18 protein-coding genes are annotated in these 19,239 nt (G+C 64.3%); 7 read left to right on the top strand and 11 right to left on the bottom strand.

Annotated features, from left to right (window positions below):
• Positions 1-170: 170 nt before the first annotated feature.
• From EJ076_RS04255 to EJ076_RS04210, 10 genes are all read right to left on the bottom strand, one after another.
• Positions 171-359, bottom strand: coding sequence for a hypothetical protein (locus EJ076_RS04255; protein WP_126067015.1), 189 nt, complete (start codon positions 357-359; stop codon positions 171-173).
• Between the two features lie 419 nt (positions 360-778).
• Positions 779-2,419 carry an ABC transporter substrate-binding protein gene (locus EJ076_RS04250; RefSeq protein WP_126067014.1) on the bottom strand — a complete coding sequence of 547 codons (1,641 nt, stop codon included), beginning with the start codon at positions 2,417-2,419 and terminating at the stop codon, positions 779-781.
• 402 nt (positions 2,420-2,821) lie between these two features.
• Positions 2,822-3,769, bottom strand: a complete 948-nt coding sequence (locus EJ076_RS04245; RefSeq protein WP_126067013.1) for an alpha/beta hydrolase — start codon at positions 3,767-3,769, stop codon at positions 2,822-2,824.
• An 11-nt stretch (positions 3,770-3,780) separates the two neighbouring features.
• Positions 3,781-4,461: an isochorismatase family protein gene (locus EJ076_RS04240; RefSeq protein WP_126067012.1), complete on the bottom strand. Its 681-nt coding sequence runs from the start codon at positions 4,459-4,461 to the stop codon at positions 3,781-3,783.
• The gene (locus EJ076_RS04235) at positions 4,458-5,753 is read right to left on the bottom strand and encodes a Xaa-Pro peptidase family protein (RefSeq protein WP_126067011.1); all 1,296 of its coding nucleotides are present in this window, start codon (positions 5,751-5,753) and stop codon (positions 4,458-4,460) included. Before EJ076_RS04235 ends, EJ076_RS04240 begins: the two co-directional genes overlap by 4 nt.
• A 269-nt stretch (positions 5,754-6,022) precedes the next feature.
• Positions 6,023-6,994 carry a GlxA family transcriptional regulator gene (locus EJ076_RS04230; protein WP_126067010.1) on the bottom strand — a complete coding sequence of 324 codons (972 nt, stop codon included), beginning with the start codon at positions 6,992-6,994 and terminating at the stop codon, positions 6,023-6,025.
• Positions 6,995-7,263: 269 nt separating this feature from the next.
• Positions 7,264-8,445, bottom strand: a complete 1,182-nt coding sequence (locus EJ076_RS04225; protein ID WP_126067009.1) for a PLP-dependent aspartate aminotransferase family protein — start codon at positions 8,443-8,445, stop codon at positions 7,264-7,266.
• The gene (locus EJ076_RS04220) at positions 8,442-9,863 is read right to left on the bottom strand and encodes a pyridoxal-phosphate dependent enzyme (RefSeq protein ID WP_126070957.1); all 1,422 of its coding nucleotides are present in this window, start codon (positions 9,861-9,863) and stop codon (positions 8,442-8,444) included. Before EJ076_RS04220 ends, EJ076_RS04225 begins: the two co-directional genes overlap by 4 nt.
• A 351-nt stretch (positions 9,864-10,214) precedes the next feature.
• Positions 10,215-11,549 (bottom strand): FAD/NAD(P)-binding protein, encoded by a 1,335-nt coding sequence (locus tag EJ076_RS04215; RefSeq protein ID WP_126067008.1) that lies wholly within the window; start codon positions 11,547-11,549, stop codon positions 10,215-10,217.
• Between the two features lie 31 nt (positions 11,550-11,580).
• A complete protein-coding gene (locus EJ076_RS04210) occupies positions 11,581-12,030 on the bottom strand; it encodes an Rrf2 family transcriptional regulator (RefSeq protein ID WP_126067007.1) in 450 nt (149 codons plus the stop codon).
• 699 nt (positions 12,031-12,729) lie between these two features.
• On the opposite strand from EJ076_RS04210, the gene tauA reads away from it, so the two are divergent.
• From tauA to EJ076_RS04190, 4 genes are all read left to right on the top strand, one after another.
• Positions 12,730-13,743, top strand: coding sequence for a taurine ABC transporter substrate-binding protein (tauA, locus tag EJ076_RS04205; RefSeq protein WP_126067006.1), 1,014 nt, complete (start codon positions 12,730-12,732; stop codon positions 13,741-13,743).
• A gap of 121 nt (positions 13,744-13,864) precedes the next feature.
• Positions 13,865-14,656: a taurine ABC transporter ATP-binding protein gene (locus EJ076_RS04200; protein WP_126067005.1), complete on the top strand. Its 792-nt coding sequence runs from the start codon at positions 13,865-13,867 to the stop codon at positions 14,654-14,656.
• The gene (locus tag EJ076_RS04195; protein ID WP_126067004.1) at positions 14,653-15,513 is read left to right on the top strand and encodes an ABC transporter permease subunit; all 861 of its coding nucleotides are present in this window, start codon (positions 14,653-14,655) and stop codon (positions 15,511-15,513) included. The genes EJ076_RS04200 and EJ076_RS04195 overlap by 4 nt, the downstream gene beginning before the upstream one ends.
• A 29-nt stretch (positions 15,514-15,542) precedes the next feature.
• Positions 15,543-15,728, top strand: a complete 186-nt coding sequence (locus EJ076_RS04190) for a hypothetical protein (RefSeq protein WP_126067003.1) — start codon at positions 15,543-15,545, stop codon at positions 15,726-15,728.
• Positions 15,729-15,739: 11 nt separating this feature from the next.
• Here EJ076_RS04190 and EJ076_RS35090 read toward each other — a convergent pair whose 3' ends face one another.
• A complete protein-coding gene (locus tag EJ076_RS35090; protein ID WP_164548536.1) occupies positions 15,740-15,916 on the bottom strand; it encodes a hypothetical protein in 177 nt (58 codons plus the stop codon).
• A gap of 309 nt (positions 15,917-16,225) precedes the next feature.
• Between EJ076_RS35090 and EJ076_RS04180 the strand changes: the two genes are divergently transcribed.
• The 3 genes from EJ076_RS04180 (at position 16,226) to EJ076_RS04165 (ending at position 19,029) form a co-directional block, all read left to right on the top strand.
• Positions 16,226-16,585, top strand: a complete 360-nt coding sequence (locus EJ076_RS04180) for a septal ring lytic transglycosylase RlpA family protein (RefSeq protein WP_109663545.1) — start codon at positions 16,226-16,228, stop codon at positions 16,583-16,585.
• Positions 16,586-16,876: 291 nt separating this feature from the next.
• Entirely contained in the window at positions 16,877-18,154 is a 1,278-nt protein-coding gene (locus EJ076_RS04175; protein ID WP_126067002.1) for a polyhydroxyalkanoate depolymerase, read from the top strand.
• Positions 18,155-18,411: 257 nt separating this feature from the next.
• On the top strand, positions 18,412-19,029 hold the full coding sequence (locus tag EJ076_RS04165) for a transglutaminase-like cysteine peptidase (protein WP_109663552.1): 618 nt from the start codon (positions 18,412-18,414) through the stop codon (positions 19,027-19,029).
• Positions 19,030-19,239: the final 210 nt, after the last annotated feature.

Here is a 19,239-nt window from a genome sequence, read left to right as displayed (position 1 = left end):
TCGGCCGCTTCGGTAGAGTTGGTACGAATGCGTACAGACCAGCCAAGCCCGGTTGATCGTGCCACAATCGGAGCATAAAAAATCCGGGCGGCGGTCCTCTATCAGGTCGCCAGTGGCCGACGCGGGCTCAGGCAACTGCCTCACCGGCATTCGCGTCGGCCATTTCTGCTTCACTTGCGAATAATCCAGGCGACGAGGCCGCTGTCGACATGCGCGTTGTGCGTGAGTTTGCGCACCAGGGCCTTGGCGTGTTCAGTCCATTGCGCCTCGGGGATGAGGCGTTCGGCAATGGATGTCTTGAAGGCCCTTCGCAACGCATGGAAAGTAAGCGCGGGCACCAGGCCCGTGGGGTCTTCCATTGCAATGCTCCCGACGGGGCGGGAGCACGCTGACACTCCCCATCGCCCATACAGTGGCCAGCGACAGCGAAACCATGCGCCCTGTGGCGGCGGCGGTCTACCGCGTCGCACCGCACGTTTTGCGCCGTACATGAAATATAGGGCTTGGCGATGCGCGGGGGCGGCAGATGCCGACGCCTCACGCGCCGCCCTTGTCGACCCGGGGCGCCGACGCACCTTCCCTTCTCCCCCTGTGGGAGAAGGTGGATCGGCGCGCAGCGCCGAGACGGATGAGGGGTGTTCCAGCGGAGTGAGGCGTTGATGTTCCTGCTTTGGGTCGGCGACTGTTGACGTCTCGCCAAGCTGGAACACCCCTCATCCGACCTCGCTTCGCGAGGCCACCTTCTCCCACAAGGGGAGAAGGGAGAGCCGCGCCTGGCTCAGCTCTCGATCCAAACCTTCTCAAAATGCTGCTCCAGCGCCTGGTGCTGTTCGCAGCCTTCGACGCCCTTGCGGTAGGTCCTGTACACCGAGCGCCAGTAGGGTTGGATGATGATGCCGGAGTCGCGCAGATTCTGCTCTATCTTGCCCATGATCTCCTTGCGCGCCTTGGCGTCCGGCGTTGCCAGGGCCTTGTCGAGCAGGGTGTCGAATTCCGGGTTGGCGTAGGCGCTCTCGTTCCAGGCAGCGCCCGATTTATACGCCAGCGCCAGCACCTGGACGCCAAGCGGGCGGCCCAGCCATTCGGTGCAGGAGAAGGGGTATTTGCTCCAGTCGTTCCAGAAGGTGGCGGCCGGCAGCACAGTGCGCTTGATCTTCAAGCCGGCCTCGCGCATCTGCGCGCCGATTGCGTCGCCGGTGCTCTTTTGCCATTCGACATCGACGGAGATGAGCTCGAATTCATGGTCGGCCTTGCCGGCCTCCGCGAGCAGTTTCTTCGACTGGTCCACGTTACGCTTGGCCGGGCCGATATCGGCATATTCGGGGTGCATGGGGCCGACATGATGGTTGTCGGCGGGCTTGCCGCGGCCGCCGAGGCCGAGCGCCAGCACGGCGGAGTTGTCGACGGCGAGCTGGGCGGCGCGGCGCACCTTGACGTCGTCATAGGGCGCGTTGCCGACATTGAAGCGGGCGACGATGGTGGAGCCGGTGGCGATCTCGGAATTCATCAGCCCCATCTGCTCGGTCTGCGAGACGGCGTCGGAGGCGGTTTCATGGTCGGTGTCGATCTCGCCGGATTCGAAGGCCGACAGCATGGCATTGGGGTCGGAGCCGTAGTCGACCCATTTGATGCCGTCGAGGTGGAATTCGCCCTTCCACCAGGGCTTGTCCTTGCGCTTCACCTCGGCACCGGTCTCGGCATCCCAGCTGACCAGCTCGCACGGGCCGGTGGTGATGGCCAGCGCCTTCAGGGGATCGCCGTCACCCTCATAGGAGCGGTGCATGATCAGCGCCGGATAGTCGGCCATGCCGGCGATCAGCGAAATGTCGGGCTTCGGCAGATTGAGCTTGATGGTGAAGTCATCGACCTTGGCGATGCCGCCATCGACCACCTTCTTGGTGTCGGCATTGACCAGCGCGCCCATGCGCGCGGCGACCGAATTGCCGGGCACGGAAGCATCGCACCAACGGGTGAGGTTGTGGATGACATCGTCGGCGTTGAAGGCATCGCCGTTCGACCAGGATATGCCCTTGCGGACATGCAGGGTGAGGGTCTTGGCGTCGTCGCTCGCCTCCCAGCTTTCGAGCAGCCAGGGCTCGAAGGAGAAGTCGGTGTTCCAGCGCACCAGATATTCGTTGCAATGGCGGGCGACGTTGGACATCTCGACGCCGTCGAAGGTGCGCGGGTCCTTGAAACCCTTGACGTTCATGGCGACGCGCAAGACGCCGCCTTTTTTTGGCTCGGCCGCGCGGGCAGGGGTGGTGCCGAGCCCGCCCAGCGCCAGTGCGCCGGCGGCACTGACGCCGAGCCCGGCCATCAAAGCGAGATACTCGCGGCGGTTGATGCCGCCGGTCTTGAAATCATCGGCGACGGGTTTGGCTTGCGGGTGCAGTTTGCGGTCGGTCAGCATGAATTTCATCGTCGTTCCCCTGTTGTTGGGCGCCCCGGCGGACACATCCGACGCGGTGTGGCGCAGCCGCCGGGACGCCGTTGCCTGAGCAGGTGAATGATAGAGCGGGGTGACGAAGGGGAGTGTTCGGTTTTCCGCAGTGATTGTGCGGTGGGCCGCAGAGGGCCACAGCCAATCTCCCCCCTCGTGGGGGAGATGTCCGGCAGGACAGAGGGGGGCGCCGTAGAGCGCAAACAGACATTCGACAGGCGTCGAGCAATCGTGGAATGGCGGCCAGGTGGCTCCGAGGGGAAGTTGCGTCCAGGTGGACAGGATGGACCTTGGCAAAGTCGGCGGGACAGCGCCCCCCTCTGCCCTGCCGGGCATCTCCCCCACGAGGGGGGAGATTGGCGCTCCGCCGGCGGCCCTTGCTCAGTAAGGCCACTCACCCCGGCCCAGCGCGCCAACCGCCGCCACGATCCGTGCAAACGCTTCCGCCGCCGCCGGCACGGTGGTGCGGGCGCGCAGGAAGCTGTGCACCAGCCTCGGCTCCTCGTGCCACCACGCCTTGCCGCCGCTGGCCAGAATGCGGTCGCGGTAGGTCTCACCGTCCGACGACAGCGGGTCGCACTCGGCCGTGACGATCACCGTCGGTGGCAGGGCGGAGAAGTCGCGGTCGCGCAGCGGCGAGAAGGTCGGGTCGTCCAGTGATTGCCGCTTGGCCGAGCGGACGTCGCGGTAGAAGGCGATGTCGGCCACCGACAGCAGCGGCGCAGCGGCGTGCTCGACATAGGAGCCGGTGGTCTCGTCTCCGCCGAGGCCGGGATAGATCAGCACCTGGCCGATGGCAGCCCTGATATGGCGGCGCGTCGCCTGCACCACCCCAGCCGCGAGATTGCCGCCGGCGCTTTCGCCGCACAGCACGAGCGGCAGATCGGTGGCGGCGGCTGCCCATTCGAAGGCGGTGACCGCATCGTCGAAGGCGGCGGGGTGGACATGCTCCGGCGCCAAGCGATAGTCGACGGACAGCACATCAAAACCGGTGGCGGCGCAGAGCTCGGCGCAGATGTCGTCATGGCTGTCGAGCCCGCCGAGGATGAAGCCGCCGCCGTGATAGTAGACCACCATGGCGCGGGCAGCCTTGCCGGCGAACTGGTAACGCCGGACCGGAATGTCGCGGCCCGCGGCGGCGATCAGGCCGGCGCTGGCCTTCACGCCGGGCGGGCGGCCCTGGTGGAAGGCACGGCTCATCCGGTCATAGACGGCGCGCTGCTTGTCGATCGGCAGGCCGAGGATTTCGGGCGGATACCAGGCGTTGACCGCGTCGATATAGGCCCACAGGGCCGGATCGAGCCGTGTTTCGTAGGGGCCGCGGGTCATGCTTTCGGCAGTCATAGATCTGCGTAGAGTGCGGCCGCGTTGTCGAAGCTGAAGCGCAGCGGCACCGAGCCTTCGACCTGCCAGGCGGTGACGGTCTCGCCGGCCAGCAGCCGGCAGGCGCCGTCAGTGTTGGTGACGGCGCCGCCATAGAGCCGGTTGGCGAGGTTGAGGATACCGGTCTGGTGCATGGCCGCGCTGCCGCTGCCGCAGGCATCCTTGACCAGCAGCACGCGAAAGCCTTTGGCCACCGCATCCTTCACTGACGCGTCGATGCAGGCCTCGGTCCAGACGCCTGATACAACCAGCCATTCGATGCCAGCCGATTTGATGTCGCGGGCCGCCGGCCCCGACCGGAAGGCGCTGGCCTCCGCCTTGATCAGCAGCGCCTCGCCCTTGATCGGCGCCACCTCGTGGCAGATCTCGGTCAGCGGGTCGCTCTTGTCGGAGAAGGCCGACTTGCCGTCCTCACCGACCGGATGAAAGGGCCGGTCCTGCTTGTCGAGATCGACGATGTAGGCCCAGTGGTAGAGCGGCACGTGGTTAGCGCGCGCCGCCGCCTGCAGGCGCTGGACGTTCGCGAGGATCTCGGCAAAGCCGTCAACCAGGTAGCGCGGGTCCTGCCGGTGCTCCTCCTGCAGGTCGATGAAGATCGCGGCCACGGTGCCGCGCTTGATGGCGATGGGAGCCTTCACGCGAGAAACTCGTCCTCATAGGGAAAGCGCGACAGGAGTTCGGTGCCGGTGTCGGTGATCAGGATCTCGTCCTCCAGCTTGACGCCCTCGCGGCCGCCCTTTTCGCCGATATAGCTTTCGACGCTGACCACCATGCCTGGCACGATATGGCCGTCGCGGCCATAGGTCTCGTAGTCCATGGCGTGTGCGATGAACGGCGTTTCGCCATGCATGCCGACGCCGTGCATGACCGAGGTGTAGCGCTGGTCGACGAAACGGTCCGGGATCTTCCAGGCCTTCTCGGCGATCTCGCGGAAGGCCATGCCGGGTTTGACGATCGAGATGTTGTGCTGAACCTGGTCGTGCGCCATGCGGTAGAGCGACTTCTGGTAGGGCGTCGGCTTGCCCGGCCCGCAGCGGAAGGTGCGGGAGAAATCGGAATAATAGCCGTAGCAGCCGATCGTGTCGGTATCGAGCGCCAGCAGTTCGCCCGGCCGGATCTTGCGGCCGCTGGCCTCGTTGAACCATGGATTGGTGCGCTGGCCGGAGGTCAATAGCCGCGTCTCGATGAACTCGCCGCCCTGGCGGATAACCTCGCCATACATGATGGCGAACAGGTCGTTTTCGGAGACGCCGGGCTTGATCGCCTCGCGCACCGCATAGACGGCGGCCTCGGCGCCGGCCATCGACACCTGCAGGCATTTGACTTCCTCCGGCGTCTTGACCGCGCGCACGGCCAAAATCTCGCCCTGGCAGTCGCGCACCTCGCAGCCGCGCTTTTCCAGGGCCAGCGCCTGCAGATGGCTGCAGCGATCGAGGCCGAGCTTCATCGAGCCGCCGCCATGCTGCTTCAAGAGCTCAGTGATCTCGTCGGCGAAGGGGCCGGCGGTCTCGTCGTCGCGGCCGGAGACCGACGACCAGACGAGCTTGGAAGGACGCGCCTCGTCGATCGTGTCGAGCACCATCGAGACATGGTAGCTCTGCGGATATTCGAACAGCACGATCGGCCCGTCGGTCGGGATAAAGAAATAGCGGGTCGAGTTGCGCAGGAAATAGCCGAACATGTTGCGCGAGCCGGTGGCGTAGCGCTGGTTGTAGGGGTCGAACAGCACGACGCCGCCATAGCCTGCCTCGCGCATCCAGCCGCGCAGTTTTGCCAGCCGGCCTTTGCGCAAGGCATCCGCATCGATGAAGGACGGCTCGGTGTCGGACAGCCACATGCCGCCGGCCGGATCGGCCGCAGCCGGATGGCGCATGCGGTCCTTGAAGTCCACGTCCTCGGTGCTGTCGGGGTCGAATACGACGATGCTCATGGGTGCCTGGCCTTGGGTGGGGTTGCGAGGTCGGAGCATGGCGCAAGCGGGGTGAATGGATTGTGCGGAAAACCGCGTGTGTTGTGCAGGATGCCGCTGGAGCCCTGCAACGTGTGGGGCAGCCCCCTCACCCAGCCTCCGCTTCGCTCGGCTGACCTCTCCCCGAGGGGAGAGGAGACTTGCAGCGCCGGCGCCTTCCTCTTCTCCCCAGCGGGGAGAAGGTGGCCGCGTAGCGGCCGGATGAGGGGGTCTACCCTCAAGTGCCGGCCCTAATGCCTCCGCGCCAGTTTCGGCGGATGCCCGTGCTCCTCGCGAAAAGCGCGGGCAAAACTCGACATCGAGGCAAAGCCGCAGGCCAGCGCCACGTCGCGCACGGCGAGCGTCGAGTGCGCCAGCAGATCGGCGGCGCGTTTCAGCCGTAGCCGCCGGTAGTAGCCGTTGGGCGAGATGGCGAGTTCAGAGCGGAAGGAGCGTTCGAGCTTGTCGGAGGAGACGCCGAGCTTCGCGGTCAGCTCGGCCATGCCGAGCCGCTCCTCGACCGCGTCCTCCATGATGGCGATGGCCGACAGCACCAGTTCGTTCTGGACGCCGGTGCGCAGCCGCAAGGGCATCATCTTGCGGTCGATGCTGGAGCGCAGCTGGCTGTGCACGAACCATTCGGCGACGCCGGCGGCGAGTTCGGCGCCATAGTCGCGGGTGATGATCTCCAGCATCATGTCGAGGCTGCCGACGCCGCCGGCCGAAGTGAAGCGCTTGCGGTCGATGACGTAGAGGTCGCGCCTCAGTTCGATGTTGGGGAAGGCTTCGGTGAAGGCGGCCTGGCTGGTCCAGTGCAAGGTGCAGGCATGGCCGTCGAGCAGGCCCGCGCGCGCCAGGAAGAACGCCGCATCCGCCACCGCGCCGATATGGGCGCCATTGCGCAGGCTCTTGCGGATCCAGTGTGCTGCGTCCTCGGCGACGAGGTGGTCGGCATCGCCGCCGGAGCAGACGACGATGCGGTCGACCTTCGGCGCGTCCTCGGCGTAAAAGCCCGGCTGGATGACGACGCCGTTCGAGGCCTCGACCGCGCCCCTCGTGCCGCCGACGATGATCCAGCGATAGCATTCCCGCTTTGCCAAGACATTGGCGGCGCGCAGCGGCTCGATGACCGAGCTGAACGCCATCATCGGAAAGCCGGGAAACACCAGCACGGCGAAGGTGAGGGCTGTTTCGGTGGGCTTTGGTGGTTCGCGCGTGGCCATGGGGCGCTACACTTCGGGCAGATGGGGTTCGGGGTCAACTGGGTCGTTGGCTGGTCAGTTCATCATGAGACGTTGGCGCCGCCCCTCATTGCCCTGCCGGGCATTTCTCCCCGTAAACGGGGCGAAAGAGGCTAAAAGCTGGCGCCGGTGATTGGCGAAACCGGCGACAACAGCGTCCCTCGCCCCGTTTACGGGGAGAGGATGCCGGCAGGCTGGTGAGGGGCGGCGCAGGCTTTGGAGACTCGCTTCGGCGTGAGCGATTCCGCCCCCTAACCCCCTAGCGCCTGGTCCAGATCCGCGATCAGATCATCGCCATCCTCGATCCCCGCCGACAGCCGCACCAGCGAATCCGAAATGCCGATCTCCGCCCGCTTCTTGACCGGAATCGACCCATGCGTCATCAGCGCCGGGTGCTCGATCAGGCTCTCCACCCCGCCGAGGCTTTCGGCCAGCGTGAACAATTGCGTGCGTTCGAGGAACTTTTTCGTGCCGGCGAGGTCGCGGTCGAGCACGGCCGTGATCATGCCGCCGAAGGCATGCATCTGGCGCTCGGCGATGTCGTGCTGCGGATGGCTGGCGAGGCCGGGATAGATGACGCGGCGGACGTCTTTCCGGCCTTCCAGCCACTGCGCGATCTTGAGGCCATTGGCGGAATGGCGCTCCATGCGCAGCGCCAGCGTCTTCAGGCCGCGCAGCGCCAGAAAGCTGTCGAACGGACCTGATATGGCGCCGATGGCGTTCTGCAGGAATTTCAGCTGGGCGGCCAGATCCTTGTTGTCGCCGACCACAGCGACGCCGCCGACCATGTCGGAATGGCCGTTGAGATATTTGGTCGTCGAATGCACCACGATGTCGATGCCGAGCTCCAGCGGCCGCTGGATATACGGGCTGCAGAAGGTGTTGTCGGCGACGGACAAAATCCCCTTGCGTTTGGCGAGTGCGGCGACGCCTTCGAGGTCGACGATGCGCAGAAGCGGGTTGGTCGGCGTCTCGACCCAGAGCATTTTCGTCTCGGGGCGGATCGCAGCCTCGACGGCGGCGAGATCAGTGAAGTCGACGAAGCTGACCTGCAGATTGGCCGAGCGCTTGCGCACCCGCTCCATCAGGCGGAAAGAGCCGCCATAGATGTCGTCGGTGGCGACGATATGGGCTCCGGAATCGAGCAGTTCCAAAACGGTGGCGATCGACGCCAGGCCGGACGCGAAAGCGAAAGCATTGGTACCGCTTTCGAGATCGGCCACGGCGCGCTCGAAGGCAAAGCGCGTCGGGTTCTGGCTGCGGGCATATTCAAAGCCCTTGTGCACGCCGGGCGACTGCTGGGCATAGGTCGAGGTGGCGTAGATCGGCACCATCACCGCACCGGTCAGCGGATCGTGGCTCTGGCCGCCATGGACGGTGCGCGTCGAGAAGGCCAGGCGGTTCTTGCCCGACTGTGAAGTCTTGCTGGTCATCGTGCGCGCCTCAGATGGTTGATCAGGTCGATGCGGGTTATCAGGCCGACGAACTCGTCGCCATCAAAGATGATGGCGACCTCGTTGCGGTCGAAGACAGGCAGCAGCGCGTCCAACGTCTGGCTGGCCTGCAGCGTGTGCAGGTTGGAGGTCATCGCTGTGCGCACCGGGCCGTTGAAGCGCTCCCAGCGGCCGTCATGCGGGCCTTCGACCTTGGCCAGGATATCGCTTTCGTCGACGATGCCGATCAGCTTGCCGTCGTCGAGCACCGGCAGCTGCGAAACATCGGAGCGGCGCATCCGCCCATAGGCGTTGAGCAGGCTTTCGTCCGGGCCGACGGACACGGTGTCGCCGGTGCGATGCGAGCGCATCACCAGGTCGCGCAGATCGCCATGCTGTTCCTGCTCGGCCAGCCCCTGCTCGGCCAGCCAGAAATCGTCGAACACTTTCGACAGATATTTGTTGCCGCTGTCGCAGACGAAGGTGACGACGCGCTTGGGCACCGTCTGCTCGCGGCAATAGCGCAAGGCAGCGGACAACAGCGTGCCCGAGGACGAGCCGGCGAGGATGCCTTCCTTGGACAAGAGGTCGCGCACGGCCAGCATGCTTTGCTTGTCGGGAATGGCGTAGGCCTTTTTGACCAGCGACAAATCGGCATTGGGTGGCACGAAATCCTCGCCGATGCCTTCCACCGTCCAGCTGCCCGCCTCTTCCATCTTACCGGTCTTGATCAGCGGCGCCAGCACCGAGCCGACCGGATCGGCCAGCACCATTTCGGTCTTCGGCGACACTTTCGCGAAGTAGCGGCCAAGCCCGGTCAGCGTGCCGCCCGAGCCGACGCCGACGACCACCGCGTCGACATCACCGTCGAGCTGCGAAAAGATTTCCGGACCGGTGGTGGTTTCATGCGCCAGCGGGTTGGCCGGGTTGGCGAACTGGTTGGCATAGAAGGCGCCGGGCGTTTCCGCCGCGATCTTCTCCGCCATGTCCTGGTAATATTCGGCATGGCCCTTGCCGACATCGGAGCGGGTCATGTGCACCTCGGCGCCGAGCGCGCGCAGATGCTGGATTTTTTCGCGCGACATCTTGTCAGGCACGACCAGCACGATGCGATAACCCTTGGGGATGCCGACCTGGGCGAGGCCGAGGCCGGTGTTGCCGGCGGTCGCCTCGACGATGGTGCCGCCGCGCCTGAGCTTGCCCTCCCGCTCGGCCGCAGCGATCATCGACAGCGCGATGCGGTCCTTGATCGAGCCGCCGGGATTCTGGCTTTCGAGCTTGATGAACAGCCGGCATTTGCCGGTGTCGAACTTGGTCAGCTCGACCACTGGCGTCTGGCCGATCAGGTCGAGAACCGACTTGTAGGGCGGACGCAGGCGGGACAGCGCGTCGGCTGCGGCGATCTCGTGCTCGCTCATATCGATGCTCCATGACCAAGCGACCGCCTCGAGGCAGAGCGGCAGCGTATCCTCTTTTCCAGCCCTTTGCAGTCGGAAAGAAGATAGATCGTGCCAATCAACTGGCCAGATTAGGAATGAAATTCCGGGTTTACTGCTGTCGCGCAAATCGTGGCCGGGCAGCGGGACAGCGCGCCCCTCTGGCCTGCCGGCCATCTCCCCCAGGGTGGGGAGATTGGCAGCTTCAGCGCCCCGCATGCCTTCCAAGGTCGATAATTGGCGAAGGCCGTCGTGTCAGCCAATCTCCCTCCTTGTGGGGGAGATGGCCGGCAGGCCAGAGGGGGGCCGTAGAGCGCCGACGTCAACAGCAACTCACCCCAGCAGCTGCTTGCTCAGCCTCGCACACTGCACGCGGATATCGGGAATGGCGTCGATCTCGAAGAAGGTGCCGCGTGTCAGCGGGCCGACGGCGAGGATCTTGGCCGAGACGGTTCCGTCGCCGGCGATGATCTCGCAATTGGCTGAGACGTCGAGGCCGATGCGCAGCGGATCCGGCCTTGCCAGGCCGCGGTCGACCAGCGAACGCACCACGCTGTTCGATGAGGTCGAGATGTCCCTGACGATGCCGAAGCAATCGTAGATGCGGGCGACCTCGAAGGTCTCGAGGCGCTGTGTGTGTCGCGACTGGACCTGGACGGTGAATTCGCCGCCCTTGGCGATGTCGACGACGCGGCCTGCGACCAGGCGGATGCGGCCGGATTGCACGGCTTCGGTCACCCGAGCGTAGACCTCCGGCGCCATGCGATGGCGGTGGATGTCCCACCAGGCCTTGGTGTGCTCGACGAAGCGGCGCTTGGCGGAAGCCGGCCAGTTCTGCCAGATCTTCTGGTTGAACGGCCGCAGCCCGTCGACGACGTCACGCCAGTCGATGCCGGCCTTCTGGTTTTCCTTGATCAGGTCGCGGAACCAGCCGACGAAATAGGATAGCTGCGTGCCGAGCGGGATGTCGGCGACGTCGAGCTTGATCGGGTTGCCCTTGCGATGCGGCGAGGGCAGCAGGCCACGCCTGGACACAGCAATGATGTCGCCGCGATGGCCGCGCTGTTCCAGCGCCAGGAACGCATCGACCATGCTGAGACCGGTGCCGAGCACCATGACGCTTCTGTCGGGATCAAGTGCTGTATCGGCTTCCGAGCCCATCCTGACGGCATGGCCTTGCGCCGGCTCCTCGTCATGGCCGGTGGCCAGCACGGCGAGGTGTGCAACCACGCTGGTGCCGTTGGCCAGCGCCACTTCGACGCCCGATGCCGTGGGCGTGATCGATAGGCTTTCCTCGCGGATCAGGCGAAGCCGCCCGGTCTGCTGCTCGCGCGTCTCGAGATCATCCAGCAGCTCCCCGAGATAGCGGGCATAGACGCTGCGCGGCGCGTAGACCGGCGCCCGGTCCTGACTTGCCAGGCCGCGCTCCAGCAGCCAGCGCCAGAAATTGCCGGGATCGTCGGCATAGGCGCTCATGCCGGCGGCGCTGACATTCAGCACATGCGCCGACAGCAGCGTCGAATAGGCGATGCCCTGGCCGAAATGCGGACGCTTCTCGATCAGCGTGACGCGCAGGTCGGGATTGGACGATTTCAGCAGATGCGCTGCCAGCACGACGCCACTGGCGCCGCCGCCGACGATGATGATCGAGTTGGCGCGCCCGGTCATAGGCATGCCTGCGGTGTGCGCAGCGCCAGTGTCAGGCCTGGACCTTGATCGCAACCGGCAGGTCGTCCGAGGCCATATCGCGCATTTCGGCGAGGCTGCGCTGATCGAGCACCTCGGCGATCGCCTGCCGGACCTCGAGCATCAGATGTCGGACTTGGCATGTCGCCTCGTTGCAATCTTCACAGCGCTGGTACTGGGTGCGGCTGGCGCAAGGGATAGGAGCCAGCGGCCCGTCGAGGACGCGCACGACATGGCCGACCTTGATTTCGTCGGCAGGGCGCGCCAGGCGGTAGCCGCCATCCTTGCCCTTGCGGCTCTGGACGAAGCCGGCATTGCGCAGCTCACCCAGGATGGCGTCGAGAAATTTCTTCGGGATGTTGTTGCCGGTGGCAATGTCGTTGACGAAGGCGAGCTGTCCGGCCGGCAATCGCGCGAGATGTACGAGCGCCTTGAGGCCGTACTTGCCCTTTTTCGTGAGCATGAGATCAAAATTTCTCTGTCATGCGACGGCGTAGAACCATCGGTTGCAAAACGCCTGGCGTGCGTTGCCGCCACGTCCAAGCTGCCATGACACATAAATTCTAGTGACATGATGTACAAGCCGATCAATGTTGATTTTGCTTCGTTTTCATGCTTCTGTGGCCATTTTAACCTGCCTTTGTGCCCTTGAGAGCACAAAGAATGCGCTTTGATGGCAGTGGAATGGCAAATGGTTCTCCGGGGCCGGATGCGGCCGGCATCGACTGACGCGACGGCGAAAGCCGATCCATGCCGCGAGCGATCATGGTGATGTGGTGGCCGCTCATCGTCGACTCTAACTCCCTCATGTCGATAAGAATACTATACTTAGCTCCGGGAACGCGGAATGCGTTTTCAAATCCGGAGCTGTTTGAGGCATGGATTTGCGTGGCATTGCCCGAAGGGGGAATTCTCGTTCGCGAGTGGCTAGGCGATGCGGCGATCCTTCGCGCCCCTTTGTCCCGCGGGCAATTAGAAAAGTTCTGCCCTGTCCAACGCCGTGACGTTGCCCACCGTAGCTGCCCTATCCGCCTTGGCAGCCCAACGCCGGTGGCTTTTTTCTAACAAGCCGGCCTTCGTTGGAAGGATTTAACTCTACAAGAACGATAGAATTAGATGACTATCCTGGGGCATTCCGATTTTCTCTTTTCAGGAGCCCTTCATGCCCACCATTTCGCGACGCATTGTTCTGCTCTCGTCGGCAGCATTGGCCGGTGCTGCCTTCCTCGGCCCGGCTCTTGCCGACGACCTCAAGATCACCATCGGCTATCAGACGGTGGTCGAACCCTCGAAAGTGCCACAGGCCGACGGCGCCTATGAAAAGGCGACGAAGGCGGCGATCGATTGGCGCAAATTCGATTCCGGCGCCGATGTCATCGCCGCGGTCGCTTCCGGCTCAGTCGATATCGGCTATGTCGGCTCGAGCCCGCTGGCGGCGGCGGCGAGCCGCGAGCTGCCGATCCAGACCATCTTCGTCGTCGGCCTGATCGGAGAATCCGAAGCGCTGGTGGCGCGCAACGGCACCGGCATCGAGAAGGTCGCCGACCTCGCCGGCAAGAAAGTCGCCGTGCCCTTCGTCTCGACGACGCATTACAGCCTGCTCGCCGCACTGAAGCATGAGGGCGTCGATCCGAAGTCGGTCGAGATCCTCAACCTGCGGCCACCGGAAATCGCCGCGGCCTTTTCGCGTGGCGACATTGATGCGGCTTACGTCTGGGATCCGGCGCTCGGCCAGATCAAGACGACAGGCAAGGTGGTGCTGGATTCCGCGCAGGTCGCCGCCTGGGGCGCGCCGACCTTCGATGCCTGGATCGTGCGCACCGACTTTGCCGAGAAGAACCCGGAAGCCGTGCGCGACTTCGTCAAGGTGACGGGTGCGGCCTATGCCGAGTTCCTGGCCAAACCGGACGCCTGGTCTGTGTCGTCACCGCAGGCGGCGGCGATCGCCAAGCTCACCGGCGCCAAGCTGGAAGAAGTGCCGCAGCTGCTCAAGGGCTATGTCTTCCCGACACTCGAAGAGCAGGCTTCGGACAAATTCCTTGGCGGCGGCACGGTCAAGGCGGTGGAAGCGACATCCGCCTTCCTCAAGGAGCAAGGCAAGATCGACGCCGTGCTGCCGGACTATTCGAAATACGTGTCGTCGAAATACGTCACCGAGGCGCTGGCCTCAAACTGAGCACCTGACTCACACGGAACGCGCGCGGATCTCCTTCCCTGACGCCGCGTGCTGCCTGCCCCGGAACCGCTGACGAGGAGCGCTCCGGGGCAGTCGGATTTCAACGGACTGCGAGGCATCCATGCCGCATCTCGTGCTCGACCCCCATCTCGTACTGGACAAGGTCTCGATCCATTATGACGGCCAGGCCGCACCCGCCGTCGAGCGGGTGTCGATCGATGTCGCCAAGGGCGATTTCGTCGTGCTTGTCGGCCGTTCCGGCTGTGGCAAGACCTCGCTGCTCAATGTCGCTGCCGGCCTTATCGCGCCGGCGCGTGGGCGTGCCTCCATCAACGGTCAACCGATCACCGCGCCGGGCTCGGACCGGGCGGTGGTGTTTCAGAACGATGCGCTGTTTCCATGGCTGACCGCGCGCGAAAACGTTGCCTTCGCGCTACGGCTGCGCGGTGTCGGACCGGCCGAGCGGGCGCGGCGCGCCGATGAATTGCTTGATCTGGTGAAACTCACCGATGCCGGCGACAAGCGCATCTGGGAGCTTTCCGGCGGCATGCGCCAGCGTGTCGGCCTCGCCAGGGCACTCGCCGCCGAACCTGAATTCCTGCTGCTCGACGAACCGCTCGGCGCGCTAGACGCGCTGACGCGCGAGCGCATGCAGACGACACTGCTCGATTTGTGGACGGCAAGCGATGTCGGTGTGCTGATGGTGACGCACGGCATCGAGGAGGCGCTGGTGCTCGCCACCCGCATCGTCGTGCTGGCGCCCGGCCCGGGCCGCGTGGTGAGGAGCTTCGAGCCCGGTTTCTCCAGGCGCTACGCGGCCGGCGAGGCCATTCGCACCATCAAGGCCGATCCGGCTTTTGCCGCGGCGCGCGGCGAGTTGACCGACGCGATCTTCGAAGGAGAAGCGGCATGACCGTTACTTCCTACACGGAGCGGCCGGGCAGCAAGGTCGACGAGGCCGACGGCCTGTCGGTGCCGTGGTCGCGGCCAAGCCCGAAGCGCAAGGGCATCTCGGCACGCGCGGTCAGCGCCGTGACCATCCTGGTGGTGCTGGCGGTATGGGCGCTGTCGGCCCGCCTGCAACTGGTGTCGCCGGTGTTCCTGCCTTCGCCGATCGCGGTGTGGAACAAGTTCATCCTCGTCGCCCGTGACGGCTTCGTCGATGCAACGCTGCTGCAGCATGCGGTCGCCAGCCTGGGCCGAGTCTTTGCCGCGCTGATCGCGGCCATCCTCGTCGGCGTGCCGGTTGGTCTCGCCATCGGCATCAGCACGGTCGGGCGCGGCATCTTCGATCCGCTGCTGGAGTTCCTGCGGCCGATCCCGCCGCTCGCCTATCTGCCGCTGGTCATCATCTGGTTCGGCATCGGCGAGCCGTCGAAGATCCTGGTGATCGCCATCGCCATGCTGGCGCCGGTTGCATTGTCGACCGCCTCGGGCGTTCGCGGCGTCTCGCAGGAGCGCATCAATGCGGCGCGTTCGCTTGGCGCGACACGAGCACAAGTGGTCCGCCATGTGATCCTGCCCAGTGCGCTGCCTTCGATCCTGACCGGACTGCGCATCGCGCTTGGCGCCGGCTGGTCGACGCTGGTCGCCGCCGAGCTGGTGGCGGCGACACGGGGGCTCGGTTTCATGATCCAGTCGGCCGCCCAGTTCCTCGTCACCGACGTCGTGGTGATGGGCATATTGGTGATCGCCGCCATCGCCTTCGTGCTCGAATTCACCATCCGCAGGATCGAGCGCGTGCTCGTCCCGTGGGCGGGACGCGAATGAGTGGAAACCAGAAGAGCAGGAGAATGACGATGACCCATTCCACCGCCGTGCTGTTCGCCCAGGCCGGCAACTGGCTTCTCGCCTGGACCAGGGAAAGCCAGCCGCCTGAACAGCAACCGAAATCGCCGGCGCCGGTACGCTGGGACGCCGAGCGCGACCGCCTGCCGCCACGCGACGAGAGTTTTTACTGGGCCTGGCAGTACTGGTCGCAGTGAGGGGTCACACCCTACCGGTTTGCCCAGACCAGCCCCACCAGGCCGACCAGCATGGCGACAATGCCGATATAGAGCCATTGCGACTGGCCAGTCATGAAGCTGCCGCCGACAACGCCGACGCCTTGCAGTGACCACAGCGCGCCGATGGCAAGCACAATCAACGCCAGCAGATTTTTGGTCAGTCTCATTGACGGATCTCGCTTTCGAAGTCGATCGGTTGCGGCGCTGGGGCCGCGATGAAAGAGCCAAAGGAAGTGGCCCGCTTGCGTCGACTTCTACTTGGATATCTATGCTCGATCTTGTCAAACAAATCCCGGATATCGGAACGAAGATCATCATCAATTGATCATCTCTTGCCGGAAAATCCCTGACAGACTGTTACCCAATGACTCCAAACGTGTGCCACTGCCACGGAACCGCCAGATCATTGCCGCATTTCCTGCCTTATTCGGCACCTAACGGCTGGGGTCTGTCAAAGAACGGAGCCATCCCTCAACATGAAGAACTCAAAACAGACCGCGCTTGTCGCGGTAACGATCGCTGCTGGCCTGATGGTCGGCGCTTCTTCGGCAACCGCCGCCGGCCAGTGCGGCCGTGCCTCGTGGTATGCCCTGCACTCCAAGACCGCATCGGGCGAGCGCATGAATCCTTCGGCGATGACCGCCGCCCACCGCACTTTGCCGTTCGGCACCAAGCTCAGGGTCACCAACAAGAACAACGGCCGCAGCGTCATCGTGCGCATCAACGATCGCGGCCCGTTCATCAAGGGTCGCGTGCTCGACCTGTCGAAGGGTGCGGCCGGCCAGCTCGGCTTCATCGGCTCCGGCCACACCGCCGTGTGCATGGCGCGCGTTTGATGTGACTATTTCCTGGACCATGATCTCTGCCGAAAACCGGAATCCACTTTTCGGGATCATGGTCGGGTGTCCGGCAAGAGGGGCCGGACACATTACTTACACATTTCGCAGCCGCACACTGAGCCGGCTGGCGCCGTTCAGGGCCGATTCCCAGTGCCTTGAACCAAAGAAATATTGGTCACGCCACGTGACGTATTGCATCGCAGCAATTAGTTGTTAACCTCCCCGCGAGACATTTAGGCTCGGCGCTGCTCGTCGTCCCTTCGGTCGCAGGCAGCAGCGGGGTTCTTAATGTTCTACCAGCTCTATGAAATGAACCACGCCGCCTTGCAGCCGGCGCGTCTCTATGCCGACGCGGTGCGCCTGTTCTACTCCAATCCGCTCAATCCGTTTTCCCACACGCCCTGGGGCCGTTCGGTCGCGGCGACCGCCGAATTGTTCGAGCGCACCACCCGCCGCTACGGCAAGCCGACCTTCGGCCTGAGCAAGATAGTGGTCGACTGGAAGAGCGTCGAGGTCACCGAGAAGACCGTCTGGTCGAAGCCGTTCTGCAAAGTCGTCCGCTTCGAACGCGCCATTCCCGCCGGGCGCCGGCCGGATCCGAAGCTTTTGATCGTGGCGCCGATGTCGGGCCACTATGCGACGCTGCTGCGCGGCACGGTCGAAGCCATGCTGCCCTATGCCGACGTGCACATCACCGACTGGGTCGATGCCCGCATGGTGCCGCTGGCCGACGGCAGTTTCGATCTCGACGACTATATCGACTACATCATCGACATGCTGCATGCGCTCGGCCCCGACACCCATGTGATGGCAGTGTGCCAGCCTTCCGTGCCGGTGCTTGCCGCGGTTGCGCTGATGGAAACGAAGGGCGATCCCTTCGTGCCCTCGACGATGACCTTGATGGGCGGGCCGATCGACACCCGCAGCAACCCGACCGCGGTCAACCTCCTGGCGCAGGAAAAGGGCATCGACTGGTTCCGCGACAATGTCATCATGCAGGCGCCGTGGCCGGTGCCGGGCTTCGGCCGCGAGGTCTATCCAGGCTTCCTGCAGTTGTCAGGCTTCATGAGCATGAACCTCGACCGCCACATCATCGCCCACAAGGACTTCTTCATGCACCTGGTGAAGCATGACGGCGACAATGCCGAGAAGCACCGCGACTTCTACGACGAATATCTGGCTGTGATGGACCTGACGGCGGAGTTCTACCTGCAGACCGTCGACACCGTCTTCGTGCGCCAGGCCTTGCCCAAGGGCGAGATGACGCATCGCGGCACCAGGATCGATCCGTCGGCAATCCGCAATGTCGCCCTGTTCACGGTCGAGGGCGAGAACGACGACATCTCCGGCCTTGGCCAGACCAAGGCGGCGCATGATCTGTGCCCCAACATCCCCACTGAGCGGCATGCCCACTACATGCAGCCGGCAGTCGGTCATTACGGCGTGTTCAACGGCTCGCGTTTCCGCTCCGAGATCGTGCCTCGCATTGTCGACTTCATCACCAGCTATGGGCGCCAAGAGCGTGTTGCGGTGAAGCCGAAGCTGGTGCGTACCGCCAAAAGATAATGCGCATCGCCCAAAAGCATGTTCACGGGCTGACCCGAGGGCGTAGCTATTTTGGGAAATGACGTCCCTGGAACAAAGCTTAACGGCGCCAATCCGGCCAATTGATCGTCAAAACCGGCCGGCTGGCCGATTCTGTTGCACAATAGACGCGGTGCTGCCCCTCGGGTAACCATGCCGACAATCCGACCGTCGTCGTAATTGACACGGACTGTAAATCCCCCTTAACCTTTCGTTAATAACAAGGGTGAGCGGGGACAATGATATCCTCATCAATGGCACGAAGGCTGCGCGTGTATGTGGCGGCCGGGCTGGCAGTAACGGGAGGCTGGGTGGCGCCGGCTTTGGCGGCCGGAGCGATGGCGACCGGGGGGCTCACCTCGCAGCCGATCGGCCACTATGACTTCTGCAAGCTGCATCCGGGCGAATGCTCTATCCGTCCGACCAATCTCGCGCCGGCCCCGATGACCGACGGGTTGATGCGCAAGCTCCTCAATGTCACCGCCAGGGTCAACGCCGCCGTCAAGCCGATGAGCGACATGGACATCTACGGCAAGGACGAAGTCTGGGCCTATCCCGACAACGGCGTCGGCGACTGCGAGGACTACGTGCTGGAAAAGCGGCGCCAGCTTTCGCGCATGAGCATCTCGCTTGCCGATCTTCTGATCACCGTGGTGCGCAAGCCGGACGGCGAAGGCCATGCGGTGCTGACAGTGCGCACCGACAAGGGCGACTATGTGCTCGACAATCTGACCGACAAGGTCAGGCCATGGGACGCGACCGGCTACCGCTTCCTCAAGCGGCAGGCGATCGACAACACCGGCCGCTGGGTCTCGATCCGTGGCGGCCAGCAGGTGCTGGTCGGCGCGGTGCAGTAGGAAGCTTCGAAGCACGATCGCGCTTTCGCCAAATAGCCGAGGCCGGCGCCGCCCCTCATTGTCCTGCCGGACATTTCTCCCCGTATAGGGGCGGGGAGAAAGACGCTTTCATCGCGCTTTCGCCAATCATCAACGTCGCAAGCGCCAACGGCGCGGCTATACCCTTCTCCCCGTCACAGTAACGGGGAGAAGGTGCCGGCAGGCGGATGA

This window comes from Mesorhizobium sp. M7D.F.Ca.US.005.01.1.1 (assembly GCF_003952545.1).
GTDB lineage: Bacteria > Pseudomonadota > Alphaproteobacteria > Rhizobiales > Rhizobiaceae > Mesorhizobium > Mesorhizobium loti.
Note: the sequence above shows the minus strand (reverse complement) of the source record. Positions and strands in the feature narration are given on the sequence as shown.